25 protein-coding genes are annotated in these 23,423 nt (G+C 68.3%); 11 read left to right on the top strand and 14 right to left on the bottom strand.

Going from position 1 to position 23,423, the window contains the following annotated elements:
• The first annotated feature begins 20 nt into the window (after positions 1-20).
• A complete protein-coding gene (locus HB677_RS03050; RefSeq protein ID WP_213814204.1) occupies positions 21-998 on the top strand; it encodes a diacylglycerol kinase family protein in 978 nt (325 codons plus the stop codon).
• 27 nt (positions 999-1,025) lie between these two features.
• Here HB677_RS03050 and gap read toward each other — a convergent pair whose 3' ends face one another.
• The 3 genes from gap to HB677_RS03035 all read right to left on the bottom strand — a co-directional run bounded on the left by gap (position 1,026) and on the right by HB677_RS03035 (position 3,385).
• Positions 1,026-2,024 carry a type I glyceraldehyde-3-phosphate dehydrogenase gene (gene gap / locus HB677_RS03045; protein ID WP_213814203.1) on the bottom strand — a complete coding sequence of 333 codons (999 nt, stop codon included), beginning with the start codon at positions 2,022-2,024 and terminating at the stop codon, positions 1,026-1,028.
• Between the two features lie 106 nt (positions 2,025-2,130).
• Entirely contained in the window at positions 2,131-3,087 is a 957-nt protein-coding gene (locus tag HB677_RS03040; protein WP_307852459.1) for a helix-turn-helix domain-containing protein, read from the bottom strand.
• 55 nt (positions 3,088-3,142) lie between these two features.
• Positions 3,143-3,385 (bottom strand): hypothetical protein, encoded by a 243-nt coding sequence (locus HB677_RS03035; RefSeq protein ID WP_213814202.1) that lies wholly within the window; start codon positions 3,383-3,385, stop codon positions 3,143-3,145.
• A 105-nt stretch (positions 3,386-3,490) separates the two neighbouring features.
• On the opposite strand from HB677_RS03035, the gene HB677_RS03030 reads away from it, so the two are divergent.
• Genes HB677_RS03030 through HB677_RS03020 form a run of 3 tightly spaced genes read left to right on the top strand, consistent with a single transcriptional unit; the run spans position 3,491 to position 6,803 of the window.
• Positions 3,491-4,732, top strand: coding sequence for an alanine--glyoxylate aminotransferase family protein (locus HB677_RS03030; protein WP_255546144.1), 1,242 nt, complete (start codon positions 3,491-3,493; stop codon positions 4,730-4,732).
• Complete coding sequence (locus tag HB677_RS03025; RefSeq protein WP_213814201.1) at positions 4,729-5,979, top strand: allantoate amidohydrolase; 1,251 nt, start codon at positions 4,729-4,731, stop codon at positions 5,977-5,979. Before HB677_RS03030 ends, HB677_RS03025 begins: the two co-directional genes overlap by 4 nt.
• On the top strand, positions 5,976-6,803 hold the full coding sequence (locus HB677_RS03020; RefSeq protein WP_213814200.1) for a MurR/RpiR family transcriptional regulator: 828 nt from the start codon (positions 5,976-5,978) through the stop codon (positions 6,801-6,803). Before HB677_RS03025 ends, HB677_RS03020 begins: the two co-directional genes overlap by 4 nt.
• A 25-nt stretch (positions 6,804-6,828) precedes the next feature.
• Here HB677_RS03020 and HB677_RS03015 read toward each other — a convergent pair whose 3' ends face one another.
• Entirely contained in the window at positions 6,829-9,033 is a 2,205-nt protein-coding gene (locus HB677_RS03015) for an acyltransferase family protein (protein WP_213814199.1), read from the bottom strand.
• Positions 9,034-9,153: 120 nt separating this feature from the next.
• Entirely contained in the window at positions 9,154-9,507 is a 354-nt protein-coding gene (locus HB677_RS03010) for a helix-turn-helix domain-containing protein (RefSeq protein ID WP_213814198.1), read from the bottom strand.
• Positions 9,508-9,620: 113 nt separating this feature from the next.
• On the opposite strand from HB677_RS03010, the gene HB677_RS03005 reads away from it, so the two are divergent.
• A complete protein-coding gene (locus tag HB677_RS03005) occupies positions 9,621-10,574 on the top strand; it encodes an NADP-dependent oxidoreductase (protein WP_213814197.1) in 954 nt (317 codons plus the stop codon).
• A 21-nt stretch (positions 10,575-10,595) separates the two neighbouring features.
• On the opposite strand, the gene HB677_RS03000 is transcribed toward HB677_RS03005, so the two are convergent.
• The 3 genes from HB677_RS03000 to HB677_RS02990 form a co-directional block, all read right to left on the bottom strand.
• Entirely contained in the window at positions 10,596-10,910 is a 315-nt protein-coding gene (locus HB677_RS03000) for an EthD family reductase (RefSeq protein WP_213814196.1), read from the bottom strand.
• A 63-nt stretch (positions 10,911-10,973) separates the two neighbouring features.
• On the bottom strand, positions 10,974-12,419 hold the full coding sequence (locus HB677_RS02995) for an NAD(P)/FAD-dependent oxidoreductase (protein ID WP_213814195.1): 1,446 nt from the start codon (positions 12,417-12,419) through the stop codon (positions 10,974-10,976).
• Positions 12,420-12,421: 2 nt separating this feature from the next.
• Positions 12,422-12,982, bottom strand: a complete 561-nt coding sequence (locus HB677_RS02990; protein ID WP_213814194.1) for a hypothetical protein — start codon at positions 12,980-12,982, stop codon at positions 12,422-12,424.
• A gap of 183 nt (positions 12,983-13,165) precedes the next feature.
• On the opposite strand from HB677_RS02990, the gene HB677_RS02985 reads away from it, so the two are divergent.
• Both HB677_RS02985 and HB677_RS02980 read left to right on the top strand, forming a co-directional pair.
• Positions 13,166-14,350 (top strand): sensor histidine kinase, encoded by a 1,185-nt coding sequence (locus HB677_RS02985; RefSeq protein ID WP_213814193.1) that lies wholly within the window; start codon positions 13,166-13,168, stop codon positions 14,348-14,350.
• Entirely contained in the window at positions 14,347-15,006 is a 660-nt protein-coding gene (locus HB677_RS02980; RefSeq protein WP_213814192.1) for a response regulator transcription factor, read from the top strand. The genes HB677_RS02985 and HB677_RS02980 overlap by 4 nt, the downstream gene beginning before the upstream one ends.
• Positions 15,007-15,026: 20 nt before the next feature.
• Here the strand turns inward: HB677_RS02980 and HB677_RS02975 are convergent, their stop codons facing one another.
• Complete coding sequence (locus HB677_RS02975) at positions 15,027-15,626, bottom strand: NTP transferase domain-containing protein (RefSeq protein ID WP_255546141.1); 600 nt, start codon at positions 15,624-15,626, stop codon at positions 15,027-15,029.
• 19 nt (positions 15,627-15,645) lie between these two features.
• Between HB677_RS02975 and uraD the strand changes: the two genes are divergently transcribed.
• The 3 genes from uraD to HB677_RS02960 are packed head-to-tail and all read left to right on the top strand — an operon-like array spanning position 15,646 to position 17,566.
• Positions 15,646-16,167: a 2-oxo-4-hydroxy-4-carboxy-5-ureidoimidazoline decarboxylase gene (uraD, locus tag HB677_RS02970; RefSeq protein WP_213814191.1), complete on the top strand. Its 522-nt coding sequence runs from the start codon at positions 15,646-15,648 to the stop codon at positions 16,165-16,167.
• Positions 16,164-16,490 carry a hydroxyisourate hydrolase gene (gene uraH / locus HB677_RS02965; protein ID WP_213814190.1) on the top strand — a complete coding sequence of 109 codons (327 nt, stop codon included), beginning with the start codon at positions 16,164-16,166 and terminating at the stop codon, positions 16,488-16,490. The genes uraD and uraH overlap by 4 nt, the downstream gene beginning before the upstream one ends.
• Complete coding sequence (locus HB677_RS02960; RefSeq protein ID WP_213814189.1) at positions 16,490-17,566, top strand: hypothetical protein; 1,077 nt, start codon at positions 16,490-16,492, stop codon at positions 17,564-17,566. The genes uraH and HB677_RS02960 overlap by 1 nt, the downstream gene beginning before the upstream one ends.
• A gap of 23 nt (positions 17,567-17,589) precedes the next feature.
• Here the strand turns inward: HB677_RS02960 and HB677_RS02955 are convergent, their stop codons facing one another.
• The 4 genes from HB677_RS02955 to HB677_RS02940 all read right to left on the bottom strand — a co-directional run bounded on the left by HB677_RS02955 (position 17,590) and on the right by HB677_RS02940 (position 21,819).
• Positions 17,590-18,087: a nucleoside deaminase gene (locus HB677_RS02955; protein ID WP_213814188.1), complete on the bottom strand. Its 498-nt coding sequence runs from the start codon at positions 18,085-18,087 to the stop codon at positions 17,590-17,592.
• Positions 18,088-18,090: 3 nt separating this feature from the next.
• Positions 18,091-18,984 (bottom strand): factor-independent urate hydroxylase, encoded by an 894-nt coding sequence (gene pucL, locus HB677_RS02950; RefSeq protein ID WP_213814187.1) that lies wholly within the window; start codon positions 18,982-18,984, stop codon positions 18,091-18,093.
• An 89-nt stretch (positions 18,985-19,073) separates the two neighbouring features.
• The gene (gene allB, locus HB677_RS02945; RefSeq protein WP_213814186.1) at positions 19,074-20,408 is read right to left on the bottom strand and encodes an allantoinase AllB; all 1,335 of its coding nucleotides are present in this window, start codon (positions 20,406-20,408) and stop codon (positions 19,074-19,076) included.
• A 67-nt stretch (positions 20,409-20,475) separates the two neighbouring features.
• Positions 20,476-21,819 carry an MFS transporter gene (locus HB677_RS02940; RefSeq protein ID WP_213814185.1) on the bottom strand — a complete coding sequence of 448 codons (1,344 nt, stop codon included), beginning with the start codon at positions 21,817-21,819 and terminating at the stop codon, positions 20,476-20,478.
• A 206-nt stretch (positions 21,820-22,025) separates the two neighbouring features.
• On the opposite strand from HB677_RS02940, the gene HB677_RS02935 reads away from it, so the two are divergent.
• Positions 22,026-22,652 (top strand): class I SAM-dependent methyltransferase, encoded by a 627-nt coding sequence (locus HB677_RS02935; protein ID WP_213814184.1) that lies wholly within the window; start codon positions 22,026-22,028, stop codon positions 22,650-22,652.
• A 65-nt stretch (positions 22,653-22,717) separates the two neighbouring features.
• Here the strand turns inward: HB677_RS02935 and HB677_RS02930 are convergent, their stop codons facing one another.
• The gene (locus HB677_RS02930; protein ID WP_213814183.1) at positions 22,718-23,404 is read right to left on the bottom strand and encodes an acetoacetate decarboxylase family protein; all 687 of its coding nucleotides are present in this window, start codon (positions 23,402-23,404) and stop codon (positions 22,718-22,720) included.
• Between the last annotated feature and the right edge of the window lie 19 nt (positions 23,405-23,423).

Genomic DNA, 23,423 nt, shown 5'->3' with positions numbered 1-23,423 from the left:
TGCCCTTCTAGGCTTACGGCATGCCTGATCCCTCGCTCAAGACCGCGGCCGTCATCTACAACCCGATCAAGGTCGACATCGAGGCACCGCGCGCGGCCGTCAACTCTGCCGCGTCGGACGCCGGGTGGGGCGAGAGCCTCTGGCTCGAGACATCCGTCGACGATGTCGGACAGGGCGTAACCCGGCAGGCGATCGATCAGGGAGCCGACCTCGTTATTGCAGCCGGCGGAGACGGAACCGTGCGTGCGGTCGCGGAAGCACTGCGAGGCAGCGATGTGCCCGTTGCCCTGCTGCCGTCCGGTACGGGCAACCTGCTGGCGCGCAACCTCAAGCTGACCCTCAACGACATGGAGGCGTCGGTGAGGTCCGCTTTTACTGGTGTGGACCGGGCCATCGACCTCGGCGTCATCGACATCGAGCGCGCCGATACGTCACGCAGCCGTCACGTATTCGTGGTCATGGCGGGCATGGGTATCGACGCGAAAATGATCAAGAACACCGATGACGACCTCAAGGCGAAGGCCGGGTGGGCGGCCTACGTCGGCGCCATCACCAAGTCGCTGCGGGACCCCGACGAACTGCACCTGCGCTTCCGCCTCAACGACGAGCCCGCGAAGCGCGCGACGGTCCACACCCTGATTCTCGGAAACTGCGGCTCCCTGCCGGCAAACATTCTGCTGCTGCCGGAAGCGGTCGTCGACGATGGGCTGTTCGACCTGCTGCTGATGCGCCCCGGCGGAGTGCTGGGATGGATCCGCATCTGGGCAAAGGTCGCCTGGCTCAACGGAATCGTGCGCCGCACCAAGACCGGCCGCGCCCTGGCCGGCGAGCACAAGAACGACCGCGACCTGCACTACCAAACGGGCACGAAGTTCGTCGCCCGGCTGTCACGCCCCGAGGAGATCGAGCTGGACGGCGACGGTTTCGGCCAGGCGGTCGCGTTCAACGCCCGGATCGACCCCGGTGCCCTGAAAGTGCGGGTTCCGGCCGACGCGTAACAACGCGCCGACCGGCACAGCTATCGGCTAGCTCGCGGCCAACAGCTCGAGCGTGTCGACCACCCGGTTGGAGAAGCCCCACTCGTTGTCGTACCAGGCGACGACCTTGACGTGCCGACCGTCGACACGGGTCAGCGCGGAGTCGAAGATTGCCGACGCCGGATTTCCGGTGATGTCGGACGACACGAGCGCGTCCTCCGAGTACTCGAGGATTCCCGTGAGCGCGCCGTTCCCCGCTGCCCGGTAGGCGGCCAGCACATCCTCGCGGGTCACGTCGCGGGAGACGGTGGTGTTGAGTTCCACGATGGAACCCACGGGGATCGGTACCCGAATCGAGTCGCCCGACAGCTTGCCCTCGAGCTTCGGCAGCACCAGGCTGATTGCTTTCGCCGCGCCCGTGGTGGTGGGCACGATGTTCTCCGCGGCCGCCCGGGCGCGACGGGCATCGCGGTGCGGGCCGTCCTGGAGGTTCTGTTCCTGCGTGTAGGCGTGAACGGTCGTCATGAAGCCGTGCTCGATGCCGGCAAGGTCGTCGAGCACCGACGCCAGCGGGGCCAGCGCATTGGTGGTGCAGGATGCGTTCGAGATGATCGTGTGGATGGCAGGGTCGTACGCGTCGGTGTTGACGCCGAAGGCGAGCGTGACGTCTGCGCCGTCGGAGGGAGCGCTCACCAACACACGCTTCGCGCCGGCGGTGAGGTGAACGCGGGATGCCTCGGCCGAAGTGAAGCGGCCCGTGGACTCCAGCACGATGTCGATACCCAGCTCGGCCCACGGCAACTGCGCCGGGTCCTTCTCGGCGAGCACGGTGATGCTGTGGCCGTCCACCACGAGGCTGTTGCCCTCGACGGACACCGGGCGTCCCAGCCGTCCCGCCGTGGTGTCGAAGGCGAGCAGTCGGGCGAGAGCTGCGGGTTCGGTGAGGTCGTTGATGGCGACGACCTCGAGGTCGCTGTCGCGTTCCAGCATCGCGCGCAGCACGTTGCGTCCGATGCGGCCGAATCCGTTGATGGCAATACGGGTCATGAGGGAAATTCCTTTCGATTCCCCCCTAGCTTCGTCCGGGTCATCCACCCGCAACAGTGGCGTGAGCGCCATGGTTCGAAAGTATCGCGCCACGGGCGCTGGGCCGCTAATCGCCCGGCGTGAAGGTGCTGCGATACTCGCTCGGAGTGGTGCCGAGGATGTGCTGAAAGTGCAGTCGCAGGTTCGTGCCGGTGCCAAGGCCCACGTCGGAGGCGATCTGTTCGATGCTGTGGGCGGAGCCCTCGAGCAGTTCGCGGGCGCGGTCGATTCGGGCTCGCATCACCCACTGCATGGGGGTGTAGCCCGTGTCTTCGACGAAGCGGCGGGAGAAGGTGCGCGGCGACACCGCGGCGTGACGCGCGAGGGAGGCGAGCGTCAGGGGGTCTCCGAGTCGATGGAGCGCCCACTCGCGGGTGGCGGCGAAGCGCTCACCGAGGGGCTCGGGCACGTCCCGCAGCACGTACTGCGCCTGTCCACCGCTGCGGTATGGCGCAGCCACGAGCCGGCGGGCCGCGTGATTAGAGGCGGCAATGCCGAGATCGCCCCGCAGGATGTGCAGACACAGGTCGATGCCGGACGCGGCTCCGGCAGAGGTGAGAACGCTGCCCTCGTCGACGAACAACACGTTTTCATCAACGTGGACGAGCGGATGCCTCGCGGCAAGCGCCCTCGTGTAGTGCCAGTGTGTGGTGGCCCGCTTGCCGTCGAGCAGCCCCGTCGCCGCGAGGGCAAAGGCACCCGTGGAGATGGCGGCGAGCCGCGCGCCCCGGGCGTGCGCGGACACCAGTGCCTCCACGACCGCCGGCACGGGGTCATCCCGGTCGGGAAACCGGTAACCCGGGATGAAGACGATGTCCGCCCACTCGAGCGTCTCGAGCCCGTGCGCGACGTGATACGAGAGCCCATCACCGCCCGCGACGAGCCCGGGAGTCGCGCCGCACACCCGCACCTCGTAGGGCATGGTGGCCCGGGTCGTGAAGACCTGCGCGGGAATCCCCACATCGAGCGGCTTCGCGCCGTCCAGCACCAGAACCGCGACGCGGCGCAGGCGGGTGGATGTCACGGTGACAGGCTACTCGCGACGACCGGAGCCACCAGGCTCCGTGGCCACGCGGGCGTCAGTTGTGCGGTGTGCCGTAGCGCTCGCCGCGAATGACGGCCACGGAGACCCGGAAGCACATGACCGCGGCGGCCACCAGGAGTCCGCCAGCAATCACCAGCTCAACGCCGCCGGCGTCGTGCTCGTCACCCAGCTCGAATGCCCCGAGTGCCAGCAGATACAGGCTGACCGCCAACATCAGCCACGCCCAGACCTGGAACAGAATCGCGCGCGCCTCCTCGGGGCGGTGAGGTGCGCTCATCCCACCAATGTATCTAATGAGGATCCCGATGAAACGTGCATGAAACATTCGTTCCTTAGTCTGGAAGTGAAGAAACAAATGATTCACGCTCCGAAAGGTTCGTCCATGACTTCCGCCCTGCCGCTTCCGATCAACCCGCCGCAGCGTCTGCTGATGGGACCCGGGCCGATCAACGCCGACCCCCGCGTGCTCCGCGCCATGTCTGCCCAGCTGGTCGGACAGTACGACCCGGCAATGACGGCCTACATGAACGAGACCATGGAGCTCTACCGCGGCGTCTTCCGCACGACCAACGACGCGACCCTGCTGGTCGACGGCACCAGTCGCGCCGGCATTGAGGCCGCACTTGTCTCTCTCATCGAGCCGGGCGACCGCGTGCTGGTGCCCGTGTTTGGCCGGTTCGGACACCTGTTGCGCGAGATCGCCGAGCGCTGCGGCGCCGAGGTCCACGTCATCGAGCGGGAATGGGGAACGGTGTTCACCCCGTCCGAGATCGAGTCGGCGATCGAGAGCGTTCGCCCCAAGATCCTCGCGATCGTGCATGGCGACACCTCCACGACTCTCGCCCAGCCCCTCGACGAGATCGGCGCCATCTGCGCCGCCAACGGCGTTCTTCTGTATACGGATGTCACGGCCTCCCTGGGCGGCAACGAATTCGAACTCGATGCCTGGGGCATCGACGTCGCCACCGCGGGACTCCAGAAGTGCCTCGGTGGTCCGTCGGGCAGCGCGCCCATCAGCCTGTCCGCGAAGGCAGTGGATGTCATCAACTCCCGCAAGAGCATCGAGGCGGGCATCCGCGCCGACGGCGACGAGGTCTCCGCCCGTCCCATCGCATCCAACTACTTCGACCTGGCGATGATCCTCGACTACTGGGGACCCAAGCGCCTGAACCACCACACCGAGGCGACCACCATGCTCTATGGGGCACGCGAGTGCGCGCGGCTGCTCATCGAGGAGGGCATTCCCGAGGCCGTCGAGCGTCACCGACTGCACGGAACGGCGATGGCCACCGGCCTTCGTGCCCTTGGCCTCACCCTGTTCGGTGACCAGAGCGTCAAGATGAACAACGTCGTCGGCGTTGAGATCCCCGACGGCATCAACGGCGACGCCGCGCGCTCCGCCATGCTCACCGACTACGGCATCGAGATCGGCACGTCCTTCGGTCCGCTGCACGGCCGCGTCTGGCGGATCGGCACGATGGGCTACAACGCCCGCCGCGACACCGTCCTGCTCACGCTCGCCGCCCTCGAGCAGGTGCTGCGCCGCGGGGGAGTCGGAGTCACCGCCGGCAGCGGCGCCGGCGCGGCCCTCGACTACTACGACTCGGAAGTCGTGGCAGCATGAGCCGCTATGTCGCGGGCGACCTGACCGACGCCGAACTGATCCTCGACCGCTGCAACGACCTCGCGGGCATCTCCAGCCACCCCGACTACCTCGAGCGCGTGCACCTGTCGCCACAGCACCGCGAGGCAAACGACCTCGTTGCCCGCTGGATGACCGAGGCCGGTCTCACGACATGGCAGGACGCCGCGGGCAACCAGTGCGGTCGGTTGGAGGGCCGCGAACCGGGCCTTCCCGCCCTGTTGCTCGGGTCCCACATCGACACCGTCCCGGACGCCGGCCGCTACGACGGGATGCTCGGGGTGCTTCTGGCGATCCAGGTCGTCGAACGGATTCGGCTCAGTGGCGTCGAGCTGCCGTTCGCCCTCGAAGTCGTCGCGTTCAGCGACGAGGAGGGCACCCGCTTCGGCAACGCCCTGCTCGGCAGCCGTGCGCTCTCCGGCACCTGGGACGACGACTGGTGGAAGCTCACCGACAAGGACGGCATCACCCTGGCCGAGGCGTTCCAGGACTTCGGCCTCGATCCCGCCCGCGTCCACGGCGCCTTCCGTCGCCCGGGCAGTCTCATCGGGTACCTCGAGACGCACATCGAACAGGGACCGATTCTCGAGGACGCCGACCGCCGCCTCGCCGTCGTCACATCGATCGCCGGCGCACGGCGCTTCGCGGTCACCATCACCGGCAAGGCAGGCCACGCGGGCGGCACCCCGTTCGACCGCCGCAAGGACGCCCTCGTCGGTGCGAGCGAGCTGGTCATCGAGGTCGAACGCCTCTCGAAGCAATACGGAGTAATCGGGACCGTCGGACGCCTGCAGGCGTTCCCCGGCGGCATCAACGTGATTCCCGGCCGCGTCGAATTCAGCCTCGACCTGCGCGGGGAGTTCGACGACGACCGCGACGAGTGCCTGCGACTGTTCACGAAGGCCGCCGAGGAAATGTGTGCCCGCCGCGGCCTCGGGTTCGATGCCACCGAGATCTACCGTGCCGACGCCGTCATGTGCGACCCCGCGCTGAAGGACGCCATCGCCGCGGGCATCGCCGCCACCGGCGACACCGAGCCGCTCGCATTCTGGAGCCGGGCTGGCCACGACGGAATGGCCGTCGTGAACATCGCCCCGATAGCGATGCTGTTCCTGCGTTGCCGCGGAGGAATCAGCCACCACCCGGATGAGGCAGTGAAGAAAGCGGATGTCGCGGCCGCCCTGGACGCGTTCGAGGCCGCCGTGCTCTCGGTAGCGACGTCCCGATGACCACCGGGCCGGCGCTCGCCCAGCGACTGGACGACGCGTTTGCCGACCTCTCCCCGCAGGAGAAGCGGGCGGCCGACTTCATGCGCGACCACCTCGCCGATCTCGCCATCTATAACCTCACCGAGGTCGCCCGCCTCAGCGGAGTGTCGAAGGCCACGATCAGTCGCCTCTATCGCCGACTCGGATTCGACGGCGCCGAGAGTCTGCGCGACCACGTGCGAGCCCTGCGCGCGGCGGGCAACCCCGTCGCCAGCGACACGGCGGCACCCCTCGGCGCGCATGTCGAACGGGAGCTCGCCAACCTGCGCGCCGCCGTTTCCCAACCGGGAACCCCGGCCGCAGCCGAGGCGATCGCCGCAGCCCGTCGCGTGCTCGTCATCGGGTTCCGCAACAGCTATCCGGTGGCCCTGCACCTGCGCCAACAGCTCGCGCAGGCCCGCGACGCCGTCGAGCTCGCCCCGCTGCCGGGCCAGTCGGTGGGCGAAGAACTCGCGTCCCTCGGCCCGGATGACCTCGTGGTGCTTGTCGGCTTCCGCCGTCGCCCCGAATCCTTCGCCCGCGTCGTAGCGGCGGTCGCGGCCACCGGTGCCCGGACCATTTTGCTGACGGATGCCACGGGCCGCCGCCACGCCGCCGGCGTCGAGTTTCTCCTCGAATGCCCGGTGGACAGCGTCTCCGCGTTCGACAGCTACGCCGCCGCCTCCAGCCTGGTGAGCGTTCTCGCCGCCGCGGTACTCGGCTGCCGCCTCCGGGACGGACGCGAGCGCATCGCCACCATCGGCAACACCTATGCCGCACTGGACGAACTCGAGTCGCTGTCCTGACCGGGTGATGCCCGAGGACGTGCGGTTAGAGCCGCAGGGCTTCGCCCACGAGGGGCGCAAGCTCCCGCGACTCGGCCGCCGACAGGTGCAGCCCGTCTGCGGTCACCGGGGTCGTGCCGACGAACGCGGGGCAGCGTCCCTCCGCACTGCAGAACCACGAGATGGTGGCCGGTACCGTGACTCCCGGGTGTTGGCGTGCCACCTCCCGGGTGATCCTGCCCGCCTCGACGAAGGCGGCGGACGGGGTGCCCACGCAATCGGCGGGAACACTCCAGCGTCGTGCGCAGGTGGCGAGTGACGCGCCCTCCGCGGGAGGGTCGAGCACCGTGACATCCATTCCGGAAAGCGCCGCGAGGGTCCTGTCGGTGCCGGCCCGCCATTCGCCCAGGGCGGCGGCTCCCGTTGCGCCGTCCGCCAGCTCAGCGAGGCTGTTCGGGGTCGAGCTGAGCACGACCCGTTCGGGCCGCTCGGTCGCTACGCGGGCGAGCGCCCACCGGCGGAAGCTGTCGCACTGCGGGTGTGCGGCGCCGCCGATGAAGTTCACGGTGAGGTCCACAGCGGGGCACTGGGCCATCGTGTAGACCTCGATGCGCCAGTTCGTTCCCGCGGCGGCGCGAATCGCCTGCACCCAGCTGATGGCGACGGAATCACCGATCACGGCAATCGTGTGGGGCGCGTCGGGGGTGCCGTACACGCACCGCTGCGCGTCTTTCTCGGGGGTTTGTGTCGCGACCGGGTCGAGCTGGAGGCAGTCGTCGGTCATCCACTCGGGCGCGCGGCTGGCGAGGCCGAGGCGGGTGATGTCGGGCGACAGCGTCGGCCAGGCGGTCGCCGCGAGCGCCGCGGTGACGGCATCGGCGCGCGCGAACTCCAGGGCCGTGGGGGCGGCGGGAAAGCCCGCCGCGGCGACCGGTGTCGTGAGGGCGGAGATATCCATCGTCTCGACGCGGGCGGGAACGCGTGCCGCCGCCGTCACGAAACCGATACCCACGACCGCGGCGACCAGCGCGAGCAGCGCGGCCGGACGCAGCAGGGGCCGTCTCGGGCGGGATGCGGCGGCCCGGGGCATCCCGAATCGCCACGAGCGGGTGCGCAGGGGCGTCTCGATCCAGTGATACGAGAGCACCGAGAGCACGGCGATGAGCGCGAGCGACAGCAGTTCGTAGCGGCGGCCGAGGTCCGGGAAGAGCGCGCCCATCACGACGATCACCGGCAAATGCCAGAGGTAGAGGGAGTACGAGATGGTCCCGATGTACACGCCGACCGGATTGTTCAGGGGAAAGAGCTGGCGGCGGTTCGTGCCGGTTCCCGCCGCGATGACCACCGCGGTGAAAAGCACGGGAGCAACCGCGCCGGGAGCGGGCATGCGGGTCGTCGTGTCGATGAGGAGAGCGGATGCCACGATGCCGGCGATTCCCGCCCAGGCAAACCATGTCCGCACCGCGTCGGGCAGGCGCCGCAGGGAGGGGGCTGCGAAGGCCAGCAGGGCGCCGACGCCCAGTTCCCAGATGCGGGACCCGGTCGAGAAGTACGCGGAGGTGGGATGGGCGGCGCTCTCCCACAGCGACCACGCGAGGGATCCCGCGGTGACGAGGGACAGCACCGCAAGGGGCGCGCGACGGGAGGAGACTGCAGTGCCGTCCGGGCGACGCAGCCGCCACCGGGCGAAGGCGAACGCCGCGACCATGAGCACCGGCCACAGGAAGTAGAACTGTTCCTCCACCGCGAGCGACCAGTAGTGCTGCAGGGGTGACGTGCTGTCGGTGGCGTGCAGGTAATCGGTGCCGAGGGAGACGAAGCGCCAGTTCGCGGCGAACAACGACACCCAGGCCGCATCGACGAGGATCTGCGTGCTGCGCACGAGCGAGAAAATCGCGAACGATGCGGCGACGGTGACCACCGTGACGGTGACGGCGGCGGGCAGCAGACGCTTCACCCGCCGCAGGTAAAACCGGCGGAACGAGATGCGACCGGTGCGCTCGTGCTCCCGCAGGAGGAGACCCGTGATGAGGAACCCGCTGATGACAAAGAAGACATCAACCCCGATGAATCCGCCGCTCGGGCGCCGGATGAGGTGATCGGAGATGACCAGCAGCACGGCGATCGCGCGGAGCGTCTGGATGTCCCCGCGGCGGGAACTGGGAGCGCCGGACGGCGGATCGGCGGCCGTGGTGACGGGAGGCGGTGCTGCGCGGGGCGCGACAAAGGGAGATGACTTCGGGTGTGTCATGAGGGGATGTTAAGCGGGCACCCCGCCGTCGGAAAGACCTAGATGCCCGGAGATGTCGCTGCTACGCGCGGATGCCCCGAGCCCTCGACACCGCCGCCGGTTACCGTTCGCGCGTCCCGGTCAGGCGGCGTCGCAGTGGGACTGTGACCAGGCACGGAGTTGCGCGAGCGGTGCCGTCAGCGTGATTCCGACGGGCGTGAGTTCGTAGCTGACGGCCAGCGGCCTGTCGATGACACTCCTGGTGATCAGTCCCTGGCCCTCGAGGTCCCTGAGCTTGTCGGTCAGGACCTTCTGGCTGATTCCTTCCAGCCGTCGACGGAGCGATCCGAACCGCTGGGGCCCGTCTTCGAGCGCCCCGATGATGAGCACGGCCCATCGGCTGGTGACGAGATCGAGGAGCGACCTTGACGGGCAGGTGGGGGCGTAGACGTCGAACACCGTCACCGTCTGTGGATCCTGACGTAGAACAGCCATCGTGCGTCTCCTTAGTTACAAAAAAGTACCTAGTTGTGAATAGTAACTAGTCGCGGCAGGGTGGACAAGGCCGGTAAGTCCGGTGTGGTTGACGCGAGAGAAGGAGCCCCGGCATGAGCCGTGTCATCGTCCAGAGATCGTTCGGATCCCCATCAGTGCTCGAGGTTGCAGAGGTGGCCGTGCCTCCCTCTGACGAGCTTGCGCCGGGAGAGGTGCTCATCCGGGTGGCGTACGCGGGCGTGAATCCCGTCGACATCAAGACCCGCAAGGGCGGTGCCGTCGCCGGACTGTTCGACGGCTTCCCCGTGACCGTCGGCTGGGATCTCGCCGGCACCGTGAACGCTGTCGGGTCCGAGGTGACCGACTTCGCGATCGGCGATCGTGCCTTCGGCATGTCCCGGTTCCCGCAGCCGGGACGAGCGTATGCGGAACATGTGGTGGCGGATGCCACGGACCTGGTGCACACCCCGGACGCGGTGTCCGACGAACAGGCCGCGGCCCTGCCGCTTGCGGGACTCACCGTCTGGGAGAACCTGGTCGACCTCGCAGAGCTGCAGGCGACCCAGCGGATCGCGATCATGGGAGCCGGGGGAGGCACCGGGCACCTCGCGGTGCAGATCGCCCACCACCTCGGCGCCACCGTCACGGCGGTGGCGAGCGCCGGCAAGCTGGACTGGCTGCGCAGCCTGGGTGCCGACGTGACAGTCGACTATCGGAGCGATGATCTGGTCACCCTCTTCGCCGACCGTCCGTTTGACGTCGTCTTCAACGCCAGCGACACCACGGCGGGGACCGGTATCGCCGTGACCCGACCCGGCGGCGTCGTGATCGACATCTCCGAGACGGTCACCGACGACGACCGGGCGCTCGCCGCGCGGACCGGCGTTCGGGTCGAGGTGCCGTCGGTGACCCGGAACCGGGTGGCGTTGCAGACGCTCGCCGATCTCGCCGCACGCGGCAGTCTCGTCAGCCACATCAGCAGCACCTTCCCGCTGGCCGACGCCGCGGCCGCGCACGCCGAGATCGAGGCCGGTCACGCCCGGGGCAAGATTCTCCTGCAGCCCTGAGCGCGACCGGCCCCGTCGGGGTTAGGACTCTTCGACGTCGGCGAAGACGATGCGCACTCCTCCGGTGGCGATGCCGAAGATGGTGGGGAACAGCTCGCCGGCGGCCGGGGTAGCAACCGCGGCCGACGCGGCGTCATAGTCCGCGAAGTACAGGTCGACGAGACGGTGCGCGGGAGTGGGGGAGCCGTCTTCCTTGGGCCAGACCTTGGAGGATTCGAGCCGCTGGAGGCCGGGAAGTGCGCGGGCGAGGTCCAGCTGCTTCGAGTCGACGAAGCCCTTCTCGAACGCATCGGTGTCGGTCGGGTTGTCGTAGATGATGGTGATCTTCGTAGTCATTGTTCTGTGCAACTTTCTGTGTGGGTGGTAACTGGTGGGTGGAGCGGAAGGAGCGAACGAACGTCAGGCCTCGCGGCCGTAGGTTTCCAGGAGTCGGAGCCAGACCTCGCTCACCGTCGGGTAGGCGGGAATGGCGTGCCAGAGTCGGTCGAGCGGAACTTCTGCGGCGATGGCGATGGTCGCGGCGTGCAGCAATTCGGCGACGTCCGGCCCCGCGATCGTGAAGCCGACGATGACCTTCCGGTCTTCGTCCACGACCATGAGTGCGCGACCGGTGTATCCGTCGGCGTGCAGCGACGCCCCGGCGACAGCCGCGAGGTCGTACTCGACGGCGCGGATGCGCAGCCCCCGTGCAGTGGCCTCGGCGACGGTGTATCCGACCGTGGCGATCTCCGGGTCTCCGAAGATCACCTGGGGCACGGAACGCTCGTCCGCGGTGAACGCGTGGCGCCCCCACGCGCTGTCATCGATCGGGGTGCCCTTCGCGCGGGCAACGATGCTGTCACCCAGCATGCGCGCCTGGTACTTGCCCTGATGCGTGAGGAGAACGCGACGGTTCACATCTCCCGCGGCATAGAGCCATTCGCCGGCTACGGGCTCGCCGCTGTGCTGCACAACGCGCAGGGCGTCGTCGACGGTGAGCCAGTCTCCCGGCGTCAGGCCGACATTTTCGATACCGACGGCGCCGGTGTTCGGGGTGCGGCCCGTGGCAACGAGAACCTCGTCGGCCACCACCGTGGTCCCGTCAGCGAGATCGATGTGGACGTCTCCGCCCTGGTCCCGATGGACGCTCTCCGGCTCGGTGTCCAGGCGCAGCGTGACGCCGTGCGCTTCCAACGACGCGGCAACGAGGCCGCTCGCGAAGGGCTCAACGGCGGGCAGCAGCCCATTGCGGGCGATGATGGTGACGGTACTTCCGAGGGCGGTGAAGGCCGTGGCCATTTCGGTGGCAACAACGCCGCCACCGATGATGGCCAACCGCCCGGGGATCGTGGCAGCGGATGCCGCCTGCCGGCTGGTCCACGGGATGGTCTCGGCCAGTCCCGTGATCGAGGGCACGCGGGCGCTGCTTCCGGTGCTGATGACCACCGCGTGACGCGCCGTGAGTTCCCTCGTCGTGCCGTCGGGGGCGGTGACCGAGACCCTGCGGGCGGAGGCGATTCGGCCTTCGCCGCGGAACAGGGAGATTCCGGCGCCACGCAGCCACTCGGCCTGGCCGTCGTCGTTCCAGTGGGAGGCGAAGGAATCGCGGCGGCGCAGGACTGCGGCGACGTCGAGCTCGCCGGTAATCGCGTGGCTGGCTCCCGGCAGCGCGCGGGCTGCGCGCAGGGCCGCGGCATCCCGCAGCAGCGCCTTGGTGGGCATGCAGGCCCAGTAGGAGCACTCGCCGCCAATGAGTTCGCGTTCAATGATGGCGGCGGTGAGTCCGCCCTGGACGATACGGTCGGCAACGTTTTCGCCGACGGGACCGGCGCCGATGATGATGACGTCGAAGGTGGTGTCGCTCATTGTTAGAGACCCTTCGCGGCGCGGCGCAGGCGCAGGGCGGAAATCAGGAAGAAGACGCCGCCGAGGGTGGCGTAGCCGCCGAGCGAGGTCACGGATGCGGATGCGCCACTGGCCATGCCGATGAAGGCGGCTCCCACGAGCACGGAGAGTCCTCCGGAGATGATCATGATCCACTGGCCGCCCAGTGCGCGGCGGCGGATCCCGACGATGAGCTGCACAAGCCCGGCGGTGAGCGCCCACGCACCCCACACCCGGAGCACCGCGGGGGCACCGGAGGTCGCAGCGATCGCGAGACCGACGGCGGCCAGAAGGCTCAGGGCCATGTTGACGTACAGCAGCCGCACGGACCCGGCGGCCCGGCTGGCCCGGACATCGACGATTGCCGCCGCCAGGTCGAAGAGCGGATACAGCACAAGCACGACGGCCGTGATGGGGCTGAGGCTGGACCCGATGGCGAACACCACGGCCGCCCAGACGAGTGCGAAGCCGAAGCGGAAGAAGTAGAGCTTTCGCAACGATGTCGCGACGCTGGTGGGGGAGAGGGAGGTGGGTGTGCTGGACATTGTCTTCCTTACGAATCGAGATCGCGGCGACTGCCGTGATGAGCAGTCTTCGCGTCGCCGGAGAGGGTCACGTACTTCGTTTGAAGTAATTCCGGCACCGATCCGACGCGAAGTGTCGGGGACGCTCCCCGTCTACTTCGTTCGAAGTACACGGGGACGCCAGTGGTGAACCAGAATCGGAACATGCGCACACCAGCCACCGTTGATGACGGGCCCCGGGTACCCCTGTGGATCCGCCGCCCCGCAGCTCTCCATCTCGGCGCCTACGTTCTGGCCGGCCTGATTTTTGCCGCTCAGATCATCACCGCTCTCGCGATCGGATCGGAGCTCCCGACGATTCTCGCCGTGCTCCTGGCCGGCGGAGGCGTCGCCCTGTCCTGGTGGAGGCCATGGGCGGGGCTCGTCGTCACCAGCGCGGCGTCCCTCGCAGTGACCGCACTGGGAGACGATCCGGTGTCGGTGTGGATGATGGCAGTGCTCGTGCTGTTCTCGTTCACATTCCGGGGGAAGCCACCCGTGCCCGGCACGGCGGTCGTCGCCGCGTTCTTCTTCGCCGGACTGTGGATGGGGCACGGCTTCGGCAGCGGATCCCTCGTGTCCGCCGCGGCGCTGTTCACGGCAATCGGCGGCGGAGCAACGGGAGCCGCCCTGCGACTCTCCCGCGATCACTGGCTGGTCTCCGAGGAGCGCGCACGCACCGCAGTTGCGACCCGGGAAATGGAAGTCGAGCGCCGCGTCACGGAGGAACGCCTCCGGATCGCCCGCGACCTGCACGACGTCGTCGGTCACCAGGTCGCCATGCTCAGCGTGCACCTGGGAGTGGCCGAGATCGGCCTGCCGGAACAGGCAACGTCGTCCCGGCAGGCGCTCGAATCGGCGCGATCGAACGCGCGCAATGTCGTCTCCGAGACCCAGCGAATCCTGTCGCTCCTGCGCCGGGGAGACACGATTCCCCACGACGATGCCCTGCGGCCCACGCCGTCACTCGGCAGTCTCGATGGCTTGATCGCGTCGTTCGGCAGCATCGGACTGGACGTGTCGGCCTCCATCTCCCTCGATGATCCGGAGGGCGAGCCGAGTGTTGGGGTGACCGTGTACCGGATCGTGCAGGAAGCGCTCACCAACGCGTACCGCCACGGCGAGGGAGCCGCGACCGTCGACATCCACGAATCGGACGGCAGGATTCACGTCACCGTCAGCAACCGCATTGGGCACGCCCTCCGGGGAGCGGTCGCCGGCAGCGGGCTCGGGCTCGTCGGGATGCGCGAACGCGTCGAGTCGTGCGGCGGAAGACTGACCATTGTTACCGCGGACGGCCAGTTCCGCGTCAGCGCGGAACTCAGCCCCATCGGAGCGCAACTCGCATGACGAACATTTTGATCGTGGACGATCAGGACGACATGCGGGCCGGGATTGCCTCGATGCTGCTCCTCGACCCGACGTTCGTTGTCGTCGGGGACGTCTCCGACGGACTCCAGGTGCCATCGTTTTTGCGGGACAACCCCGTCGACGTGGTGCTCATGGACATCCGGATGCCCGGGATTGACGGGGTGGAGGCCACCCGGAGGATCCGCAGGGAGTATCCCTCCGAGACCCTGCGCGTGATCGTGCTCACCACCTTCGACCAGGACGACATAGTTCTCGCCGCCCTGCGCGCCGGGGCAAACGGCTTCCTCAGCAAAACTGTGAGCCCCTCCGAGCTCGTCGCCGGCATCGCCGAGGTCGTCGCCGGCGGCGGCGCGCTCTCCGCCGCGGCAACGGCGGCCCTTATTGGTCACATGACCGACAGCCCACCTCCCACCATCGACCAGGAACTCCTCCAGCGCTTCAGCGCTCTCACGCCGCGGGAGCGGGATGTGATCGTGCTCGTCGCGAGCGGCCTGGACAACCACGAGATCGCGGCCCAGATGTCGGTGTCCCCGTTCACCGTCAAGACGCACGCCATCCGGGCGATGACCAAGGTCGGCGCCCGGGACCGCGCGCAGTTGGTGACCTTCACGTTCCGGGCTGGCCTCTACCCCTGATCCGCCGGCACGAGGTTCAACTACAGCGGCAGTTGCGCGGGAGTGTCGATGTCGTGCCCGTCGTAGAGATCGCTGCACTCCACCTCGTCCACGCCGTGCGCGGCGAGAAAGCGGCGGGCGCCGCGATCACCCTCGATATCGAGCGCCAACGCTTCCCAGTGGCGGCGGCCGACGAGCACCGGATGTCCCGGAGCCCCGTGAAACATCGCCTGCCGCAGGGTGTCATCGGTGATGGGCGAGTCCAGGATGCGCCGCACGACGGAGAGCGGAAGGTCGGGCATGTCCACGAGGGCGATGAGCGCGGCCGTGCCCGTTGCTCCGGATAATCCCGCGCGCAGCGAGTGCGACATCCCCTCCACCCAGCGGTCGGCGACCACGACGGTGACGTCGGCGCCGGCGGGCACCAGCGACTCCGCGACATCCGCGTCCGCACCCAGCACCACAACGACCCGGTCGCAGCCCGCATTCCGCAGGAGGAATACGGCGCGTGACAGCCACGGTTCACCGTCGGGAGTGTGGAGGAGCGCCTTGGCGCGGCCCATGCGGGATCCGGCGCCGGCGGCAAGCACGATCCCCGTTACGCCGTGCGTCGGCGCTCCCGAAGTCTGCATATCCGCCATGGGTACAGTTATACACACGATGATCGACCTTCCCGCCGCAGAGCTCCGCGCGGCCCTCACCGCCGCCCTGTCCATCACCCGCTGGGTCGACGACGTTGCCGCCGCCGCGCCGTATTCCTCCCTCGATGAGCTGCTCGCCGTGGCGTCTGCCGCCGCGACTCCGCTGTCGCCGGCCGAGATTGACGAGGCAATGGCCCACCACCCGCGCATCGGCGACAAGCCCGTCGGCGAGGGTGCCGCGCAGTCCTTCAGCCGCAGCGAGCAGGCGTCCGCCGACGCGGACGACGCCGAGCTCGCCGCATCCCTCGCGCGTGGCAACGCCGACTACGAGGAGCGCTTCGACCGCGTATTCCTCATCCGCGCCGCGGGTCGCTCGCGCGCCGAGATCCTCGCCGAGCTGCGCCGCCGCATCCAGTTGGATGACGCGACCGAACTGGCAATTGTGGGCGAACAGCTGCGCGACATCGCCCTGCTGCGTCTCGAGAAGACGTTCGCCTCCACCGTCCCGTCCGTACCCACCGATCCCCCGGAGCGCGCATGAGCCACGTCACCACCCACGTTCTCGACGCAGCGCTGGGCAAGCCGGCCTCCGGCGTCGCCGTGTCGCTGCGGGATGCGTCGGGGCTCGAGCTGGGCTCCGGTGCGACCAACGCGGACGGGCGCATCCCCGAACTCGGACCTGACGCCCTCGCCGCGGGAACCTACACGCTGGTGTTCGACACCGGCTCGTACTTTGCGGCGCTCGGACAGCCGTCCTTCTACCCGCGCGTCACGATCGATTTCGCCCTGGCCGATGCCGCATCGCACTATCACGTGCCCCTGCTGCTCAGCCCGTTCGCGTACTCCACCTACCGAGGAAGTTAATGATGACAACCCCAACGACAGCTCCCACCCACGCACACCTCGTCGGCAGCATCAACCTGCCCGACGCGGACTCCACCTTCCGCCACGTGAGCGAGCATCTCGGCACCCGCGTGACCCGCATTCCCGACGGTGAAGTGGGCGAGCGTTTCTACTGGATCCAGTTCCAGCGCAACCGCTTCGATCAGGTCGACGGCCTTGTGCGGGTGGGGGAGACACGCATCCCGTTCCGCGAGATCTTCGATGCACGTCCGATGGCGCTCGCTGCCGGTTTCGACGCGACAGAGCTGCGCTTTCCATCCCTCGGGTACGCGGACGCGGCAATCGCGTCATACGCCGACTTTGCCCGGCTCAAGGCCGACGGCATCATTCCTGCGCACGTACGGTTTCAGGTGTCATTGCCGACACCGGCGGGAGTCATCGGGAGCTTCGTCGTGAGCGAAAGCCAGGCGGCGGTGGAACCCGAGTACGAGAAGGCGCTGTTCTCCGAGCTCGACCGAATTCTCGCCGCAATCCCGCACGACCAGCTCGCGATCCAGTGGGACACCGCGTTCGAATTCGGGATGCTGGAAGAAGCCGTCATTTGGGGCACCAAGCTCACGTCGTGGTTCGCCGACACCCACGAGGGGATCCTCGAAGGTGTCATCGAGCGCGGCGTGCGGCAGGCTGCCGCGGTGCCCGGTGATGTCGAGGTTGGCTATCACCTCTGTTATGGCGACGTCGAGGAAGCCCACTTCGTGGAGCCCGAGGACGCGTCAACTCTCGCGGAGGTACTCACGGGGCTCTTCGTCGAGGCTCCCCGCGTGATCTCGTTCGTGCACCTGCCGGTACCGATTGAGCGCGACGATGACGCGTTTTTCGCTCCCCTCGGAGCTGTGGCCTGGCCGCAGAACACCGAGGTTTTTCTCGGGCTGGTCCATCACGAGGACGGCGTCGAGGGCGCTCTGCGTCGCGCCGCCACCGCCTCCCGGGTGGTGCCGAACTTCGGCATCGCCACCGAGTGTGGCTTCGGTCGCGGACCGAGCGAGCGGACCGACGGGCTGCTCGACCTGCACAACGAAGTCGCCGCGGCCCTCTGACCGCACCTCCGCGAGCAGGGGGGCTAGTAGTCCGTGCGTCCCGAGGTCGCCAGCCAGGCGTCGAACGGGGCAGCGGCGTCGTCCGGGCGGATCGACTCGATGCTGACGTCCCAGGTGGACCGGTCGCGGGCGAACAGTTCGTAGAACTCGCGGTCATCGAAGCCACCGCGGGCCGCGTCATCCCGGTCCGCGGCAAAAACGACGCGATCCACGCGCGCCCAGAGAGCCGCCGACAGGCACAGCGGGCACGGCTCGCACGAGGTGTAGAGCGTTGCACCGGCAAGGGAGAAGTCGCCGACGACCTGGCACGCCGCGCGGATCGCCGTGACCTCGGCGTGGGCGGTCGGGTCGAGGTTCGCGGTGACGCGGTTCTGTCCCTCGGCGACCAGCTCGCCGTCGCGCACGATGAGGGCGCCAAACGGTCCGCCGCCGTTGGCGACGTTCTCGGTCGCAAGTTCGATGGTGCGGGCGAGCCAGCGGGCGTCAACGCCCGCGTCGACCGGAGTTGTGCCGGAGCTCATGGATCAGGCCAGTCCGGCGGAGTACCGCCATGCTTCGCCGGCGTCCGGGGCGTCGTCGCGCAGGATGGTCGCTTCGATCAGTCCGTAGGGGCGATCGGCGGCGAAGAAGACCTCGTTCGGGTTCTCCATCTCGAACGGCGAGAGGTCGACCACGAAGTGGTGCTTGTTCGGCGCCTTCAGGCGGATCTCCGCGATGAACGGGTACGCCTCCAGCACGGCCTTGCCCATGTGCCACAGCGTCTGCTGCAGGGCGAGCGACTGCAGGGTGGCGAATTCCTTCAGCATGATCTGCTTGATGCCCACGTAGACCTCGTCCCACGGGACATCCACCGAGGTAAATCTCCACTTGGCCACGAGCGATGTCGCCATGACGCGGTCGTGGGTCTCCGGCAGGGTGGTGTAGTCGTCGACCAGGAAGCCCGCGAACTCCGAACCCGTGGACTTCAGCAGCACGAGGTCCTTGAAGCCGCCGATGACGTACTCGCCGGAGGCGTCGACAGTGACCGCGGCCGTGCGGGTCTCCTGACCCTTGCGCGTCCAGGTGTGGTCGTGTTCGACACCGTCGACGATGGCACGCTCCCAGGCGTACTCCTCGACCTCGATGCGGGCGCCCTCGACGGGATCGATGTCGTGCACGAAGTGGCGGGCAAGATCCAGGCCGAAGTCCTCGATCGCCTCGACACCCTTCGAGCGGGCGAAGGCATACGCGGTGTTCTTCTGGGTGTCCGTCGGCAGCACGTTTGACTGGTCGCCGACGAGGTACGCGTTGTCCCACGGGCCGCGCAGCGCGGTCGTCACATTGAGGTCGCGAATTTCGTGACGGGCCTGGTCGCGATAGAAGCGAACCAGGCGTGATTCTGCCTTGCCGTACTGGTGGTCACCGAGAATTATTGCCATGGCGACATTGTCTCAGTGCCATGTGACGGGGGTGTTTCGGGCGCGGGGTGGGGTCGCCGTCAGCGTCAGCGTCGTGGTCGGGGTCGGGGTCAGCGCGTGAGCAGGTGTCCGTCCGCCGCCGCATCGCTTCCGGTGGTGAGGGTCGTGCCGCGCAGGATCGTGCGGCGCACCCGTCCGCGCAGCTCGCGGCCGTCGAACGCCGACACCGGGTTCTTATGCAGCAGCTGGTCCGCATGCACGGTGAACGTGTCATCCGGAGCAAAGATCACGAGGTCGGCGTCACCACCCTCCCGGATCGAACCCTTGGCGGTGAGACCCGCGAAGGCGGCGGTGGCCGTCGACATCCAGGTCAGGACGCGTTCGAGGGGGATGCCCCGGCGGGACGCTTCCGTCCAGATGGCGGCAAGTCCCAGCTGCAGTCCGGCGATGCCACCCCAGGCAAGCCCGAAGTCGCCACCGTGGGCGAACTTGAGTTCCTTCGTGCTGGGGGAGTGGTCGGTGACGATGATGTCGATGTCGCCGTCGAGCAGTGCCTGCCAGAGCAGCTCGCGGTTCGCGTCATCCCGGATCGGCGGACAGCACTTGAACTGGGTCGCGCCGTCGGGAATCTCCTCCTCGGTGAAGCTGAGGTAGTGCGGGCAGGTCTCGACGGTGATGGGCAGACCCTCGGCGCGGGCGGCGCGCAGGGCGGGCAGCGCGGCGGCCGACGAGAGGTGGAGGATGTGGGCGCGGGCACCGGTGCGGCGCACCCCGGCGATGACGCGGTCGATCGCGGTGGTTTCGGCCTCGTCCGGACGGGACTCGACGAAGCGGTGGTAGTCGACACCGCCGGCGTTGGTGTGCGCGTCGAGCACGCCGGGGTCTTCCGCGTGAACGATGAGCAGACCGCCGAAGCCCGCGATCTCCTCAAGGGCTCGCTCGAGCTGGTCGGCGTCGAGGTGGCCGAATTCGTCGACGCCCGAGGGCGCAAGGAACGCCTTGAACCCGAAGACCCCGGCGTCGTGCAGTTCGCGCAGGTGCCCGAGGTTCTCGGGAACGGCTCCACCCCAGAAGCCGACGTCGATGATTGCCTTGTCCGCCGCGACCGCCCGCTTGACCTCGAGGGCGTCGACGGTCGTGGTCGCGGGGATGCTGTTGAGGGGCATGTCGAGCACGGTGGTCACGCCGCCGGCCGCCGCGGCACGCGTGGCGCTGGCGAAGCCCTCCCAGGTCGTACGCCCGGGGTCGTTGATGTGCACGTGGGTGTCGACGATGCCGGGTATCAGCACCTCATCGGGCGCGAGCGACAGCAGCTCGACGCCGTCCAGCGGGGTCTCGCTGATCGCCGCGACGATGCCGTCCGTCACTCCGACATAGGCCGGGCGAAACGCCCCGTCGATGAGGGCAGATGTCGCGTGAACAACGAGGTCGTAGGTGTCGGCCATGCGCCTGGGGGTCCTTCCGGGTGACGGTCGCGCGAGGGCGCGCCGTGATGCATCGATGGTACGGGGCTTACGGAGTGGGGTTCAGCGCGTCGTAGTTGCGGAACGATGCCGTGCGCTGCACGAGCAGGAACACCAGGGCAATCACGATGACGCCACCGAGCAGCGACGGAAGCCACAACAGGGTCGTGGCGACGAGGAGCCCCACGTACGCGTCGCCGAGGCGCGGCCCGCCGGTCACCACCACGATGTAGAGGCCCTGCGTGCGGCCGCGCATCGAGTCCGGTGCCGCCGCCTGCATGAGGGTGTTGCGGAACACCGCACTGATGTTGTCCGCGGCGCCCGCTCCGGCCAGCGCGATCGACGCGACGATCAGACCCGGCATGTTCGCATCCCCGAGCGACTGCACGATGCTGCCGCTTGCGTGATTGCCCAGCACCAGAAGCACGCCGCCGAACAGCGCCATGAACGCGCCGTAGGTCATGATGGCGTTGCGGATGGCTCGGCCCTGCCAGCGCACCTGGCCAAGGCGGCCCGACAACAGCGAGCTCAGTAGCGTGCCCACGGCTCCCGCGGCGAACAGGATGCCCACCGTCACGGCGCCACCGCCGATGACGAGGGCTCCGACCGCCGGGTACAGCACCCGGGCCATGCCGAACGTCATCGCAATGATGTCGAGAAGGAACGACAGGCGGATGTTCGGCGCGTGCCGGATGAACGACAGCCCCTGCTTGATGCCAGCGAAGCCCGGGCGCTTTGCGCCGCCTTCCGGCATGATGCTCGGCAGCGAGACGATGCCGGTGAACGCGGCGAGGAAGAGGATCGCATCGATCGTGTACGTCCACTGGATGCCGACCGAGGACACGAGCACACCGGCGAGGGCGGGACCCGCGGTGACCTGCAGGCCGAGCGAGATGCCTCCGAGAGCGGATGCCGCGGGCAGCAGTTCCTTGTCAATGAGCCGGGGAATGATCGCCGACCGGGTAGTGCCCACGACCGTCACCGACACCGCGTTGAGGGTCGTCAGCACGTAGAACATCCACAGCGTGTCGACGTGGAACCAGGCGAGACAGGCGAGACCGATGACGGACAGCCACGCGATCGACTCCGCGAGAATCGCCACGATCCTGCGATCGAACGTGTCCACAAGCAGTCCGCCATAGATGCCGGCTATCACCATCGGGACGAGTCCAAAGACTCCGACGAGGGCGACCGCGGCGGTCGATCCGGTCAGCGCGAAGATGTGAAGGCCGACGGCGACCACGGTCATCTGGCCGCCGATACCGGCGATTCCGCTGCCAAGCCACAGGCGGAAGAACGCGGGGCTTGCCCGGAACGGCGTCAGATCGACGAAGTGGCTGCGGCGCGGAGCCGCCTCGGGCGTTGCTGGTGGTGTGGGGAGTGCTGAAGTCACGCTGGTCTGGCATCCGTTCGGTCGACCTCTATCGTGTCAGGTTCGGTCGCGTCCGGTGTGCCCGGCAATAGGATTGCGTCTGACCGGGCAGAAAGGGGCACAATGCCACAGAATCTGTTCGCGTCGTGCCCCAAGGACCGCCGGGCTATCTCGACCGCATCCTCGCCGCGCGTGACCCCGTCACACCGAGAGGCCCGTTGCGCCCCATGACCAACGAATTCTGGGAAGCCCGCTACACCGAGGCTGCCCGCACCGGCTCCACCATCTGGTCCCTCGACCCGAATCTGTGGATAGCGGATGTCACGGGACAACTGACCCCGGGCACCGCCGTCGATCTCGGTGCCGGCGAGGGACGCAACGCGCTGTGGCTCGCATCCCTCGGGTGGTCCGTCGCCGCCGTCGACTTTTCCCCGGCGGGGCTGGCGATCGGCAGGTCCCGCGCCGAATCGATCGGCGTCGAGGTGGAGTGGGTGGAAGCGGATGCCACCGCCTGGGTGTCACCACGCCCCGTTGACCTGGTGGTGATGGCGTACCTGCAGCTTTCGCGGGAGGCCCTTGCCCGGGTCATCCGCAATGCCGCCGACTCCCTGCGCAGCGGCGGCACCCTCGCCCTCATCGGCCACGACCGCAGCAACCTCACGGCGGGATTTGGGGGACCGCAGGATGCCACGCTGCTGAGCACTCCGGACGAGCTGCGCACCGCGGCCGACGCCGCCGGTCTTACCGTGGTGTCGGCGACCCTCTACGACCGGGTCACCGCCGACGGTCACGTCGCCATCGACTCGACCCTGATCGCGACGAAGCCGGCCCCGCCCCCTCCGCGAGTTGCATGATTCTGCTCCAAAATCCCGATTTTTAGAGCAGAAATATGCAAGTCGCGGGAATCGGGCGGGCGGGGTCAGGAGCGGCGGACCCGCATGCCGAAGATGACGGAGGAGTTGCGCAGCGCGAAGCTGACGAGGGGTTTGCGGCCGGCGAGGTAGCCGAGGGGGCCGTCGGCGTCGAACGTCCAGCGGGTGGTGAGGCGGGTGATGGCGCCGATGATCCGGTTGTGGGACAGGAAGTCCCGGCCCGCGAGGCGCTGGGCAACCGGGAGGGCAAACTGGTGCATTCCCGGGAGCGTACGGCCGTAGGTGGAGGCGATGTGTGCCGAATCCGATCCATGCGAGCGCATGGCCATCGACGTGGTGTCGTGCGCCTCGATGCGATCGAACTCGGCCAGGTGCTTGGGAATGCCCCACAACTCGCGGGCGCCGGTGCGGGACGCGGGACTGTCCACCCAGATCTGGGGGATCGTGAATCGCAGCCGCGCGCGGTGGAGTGCGGGAGTCACCACCAGCAACTCGGTGTACTCCATGGCGCCGCCCGGCAGGTAACAGACGAACGCTGTGCCGACGATGACCCGTCCGGCGATGCGCACCATCCAGTACCCCGGGGGCAGCGTGTCGCCGAAGTTGCCGGGCAAGGACCTCGCCGGCACGAGAAAGACCGATACAAGCAGGGTCCCACCCAGGTACCAGGGCTCCGGCGGGTACGCGGCGCGGCTGCGGCGGTAGTTCAACGCGCGCTGCGGGTTCGGAGACATGGAGGCGAGTATAGCTCGC

The organism is Glaciihabitans sp. dw_435, from assembly GCF_018449675.1.
In the GTDB taxonomy this organism is placed as follows: domain Bacteria; phylum Actinomycetota; class Actinomycetes; order Actinomycetales; family Microbacteriaceae; genus Glaciihabitans.
The sequence above is the reverse complement of the archived record's forward strand: the minus strand, read 5'-3'. Positions and strand labels throughout refer to the sequence as shown.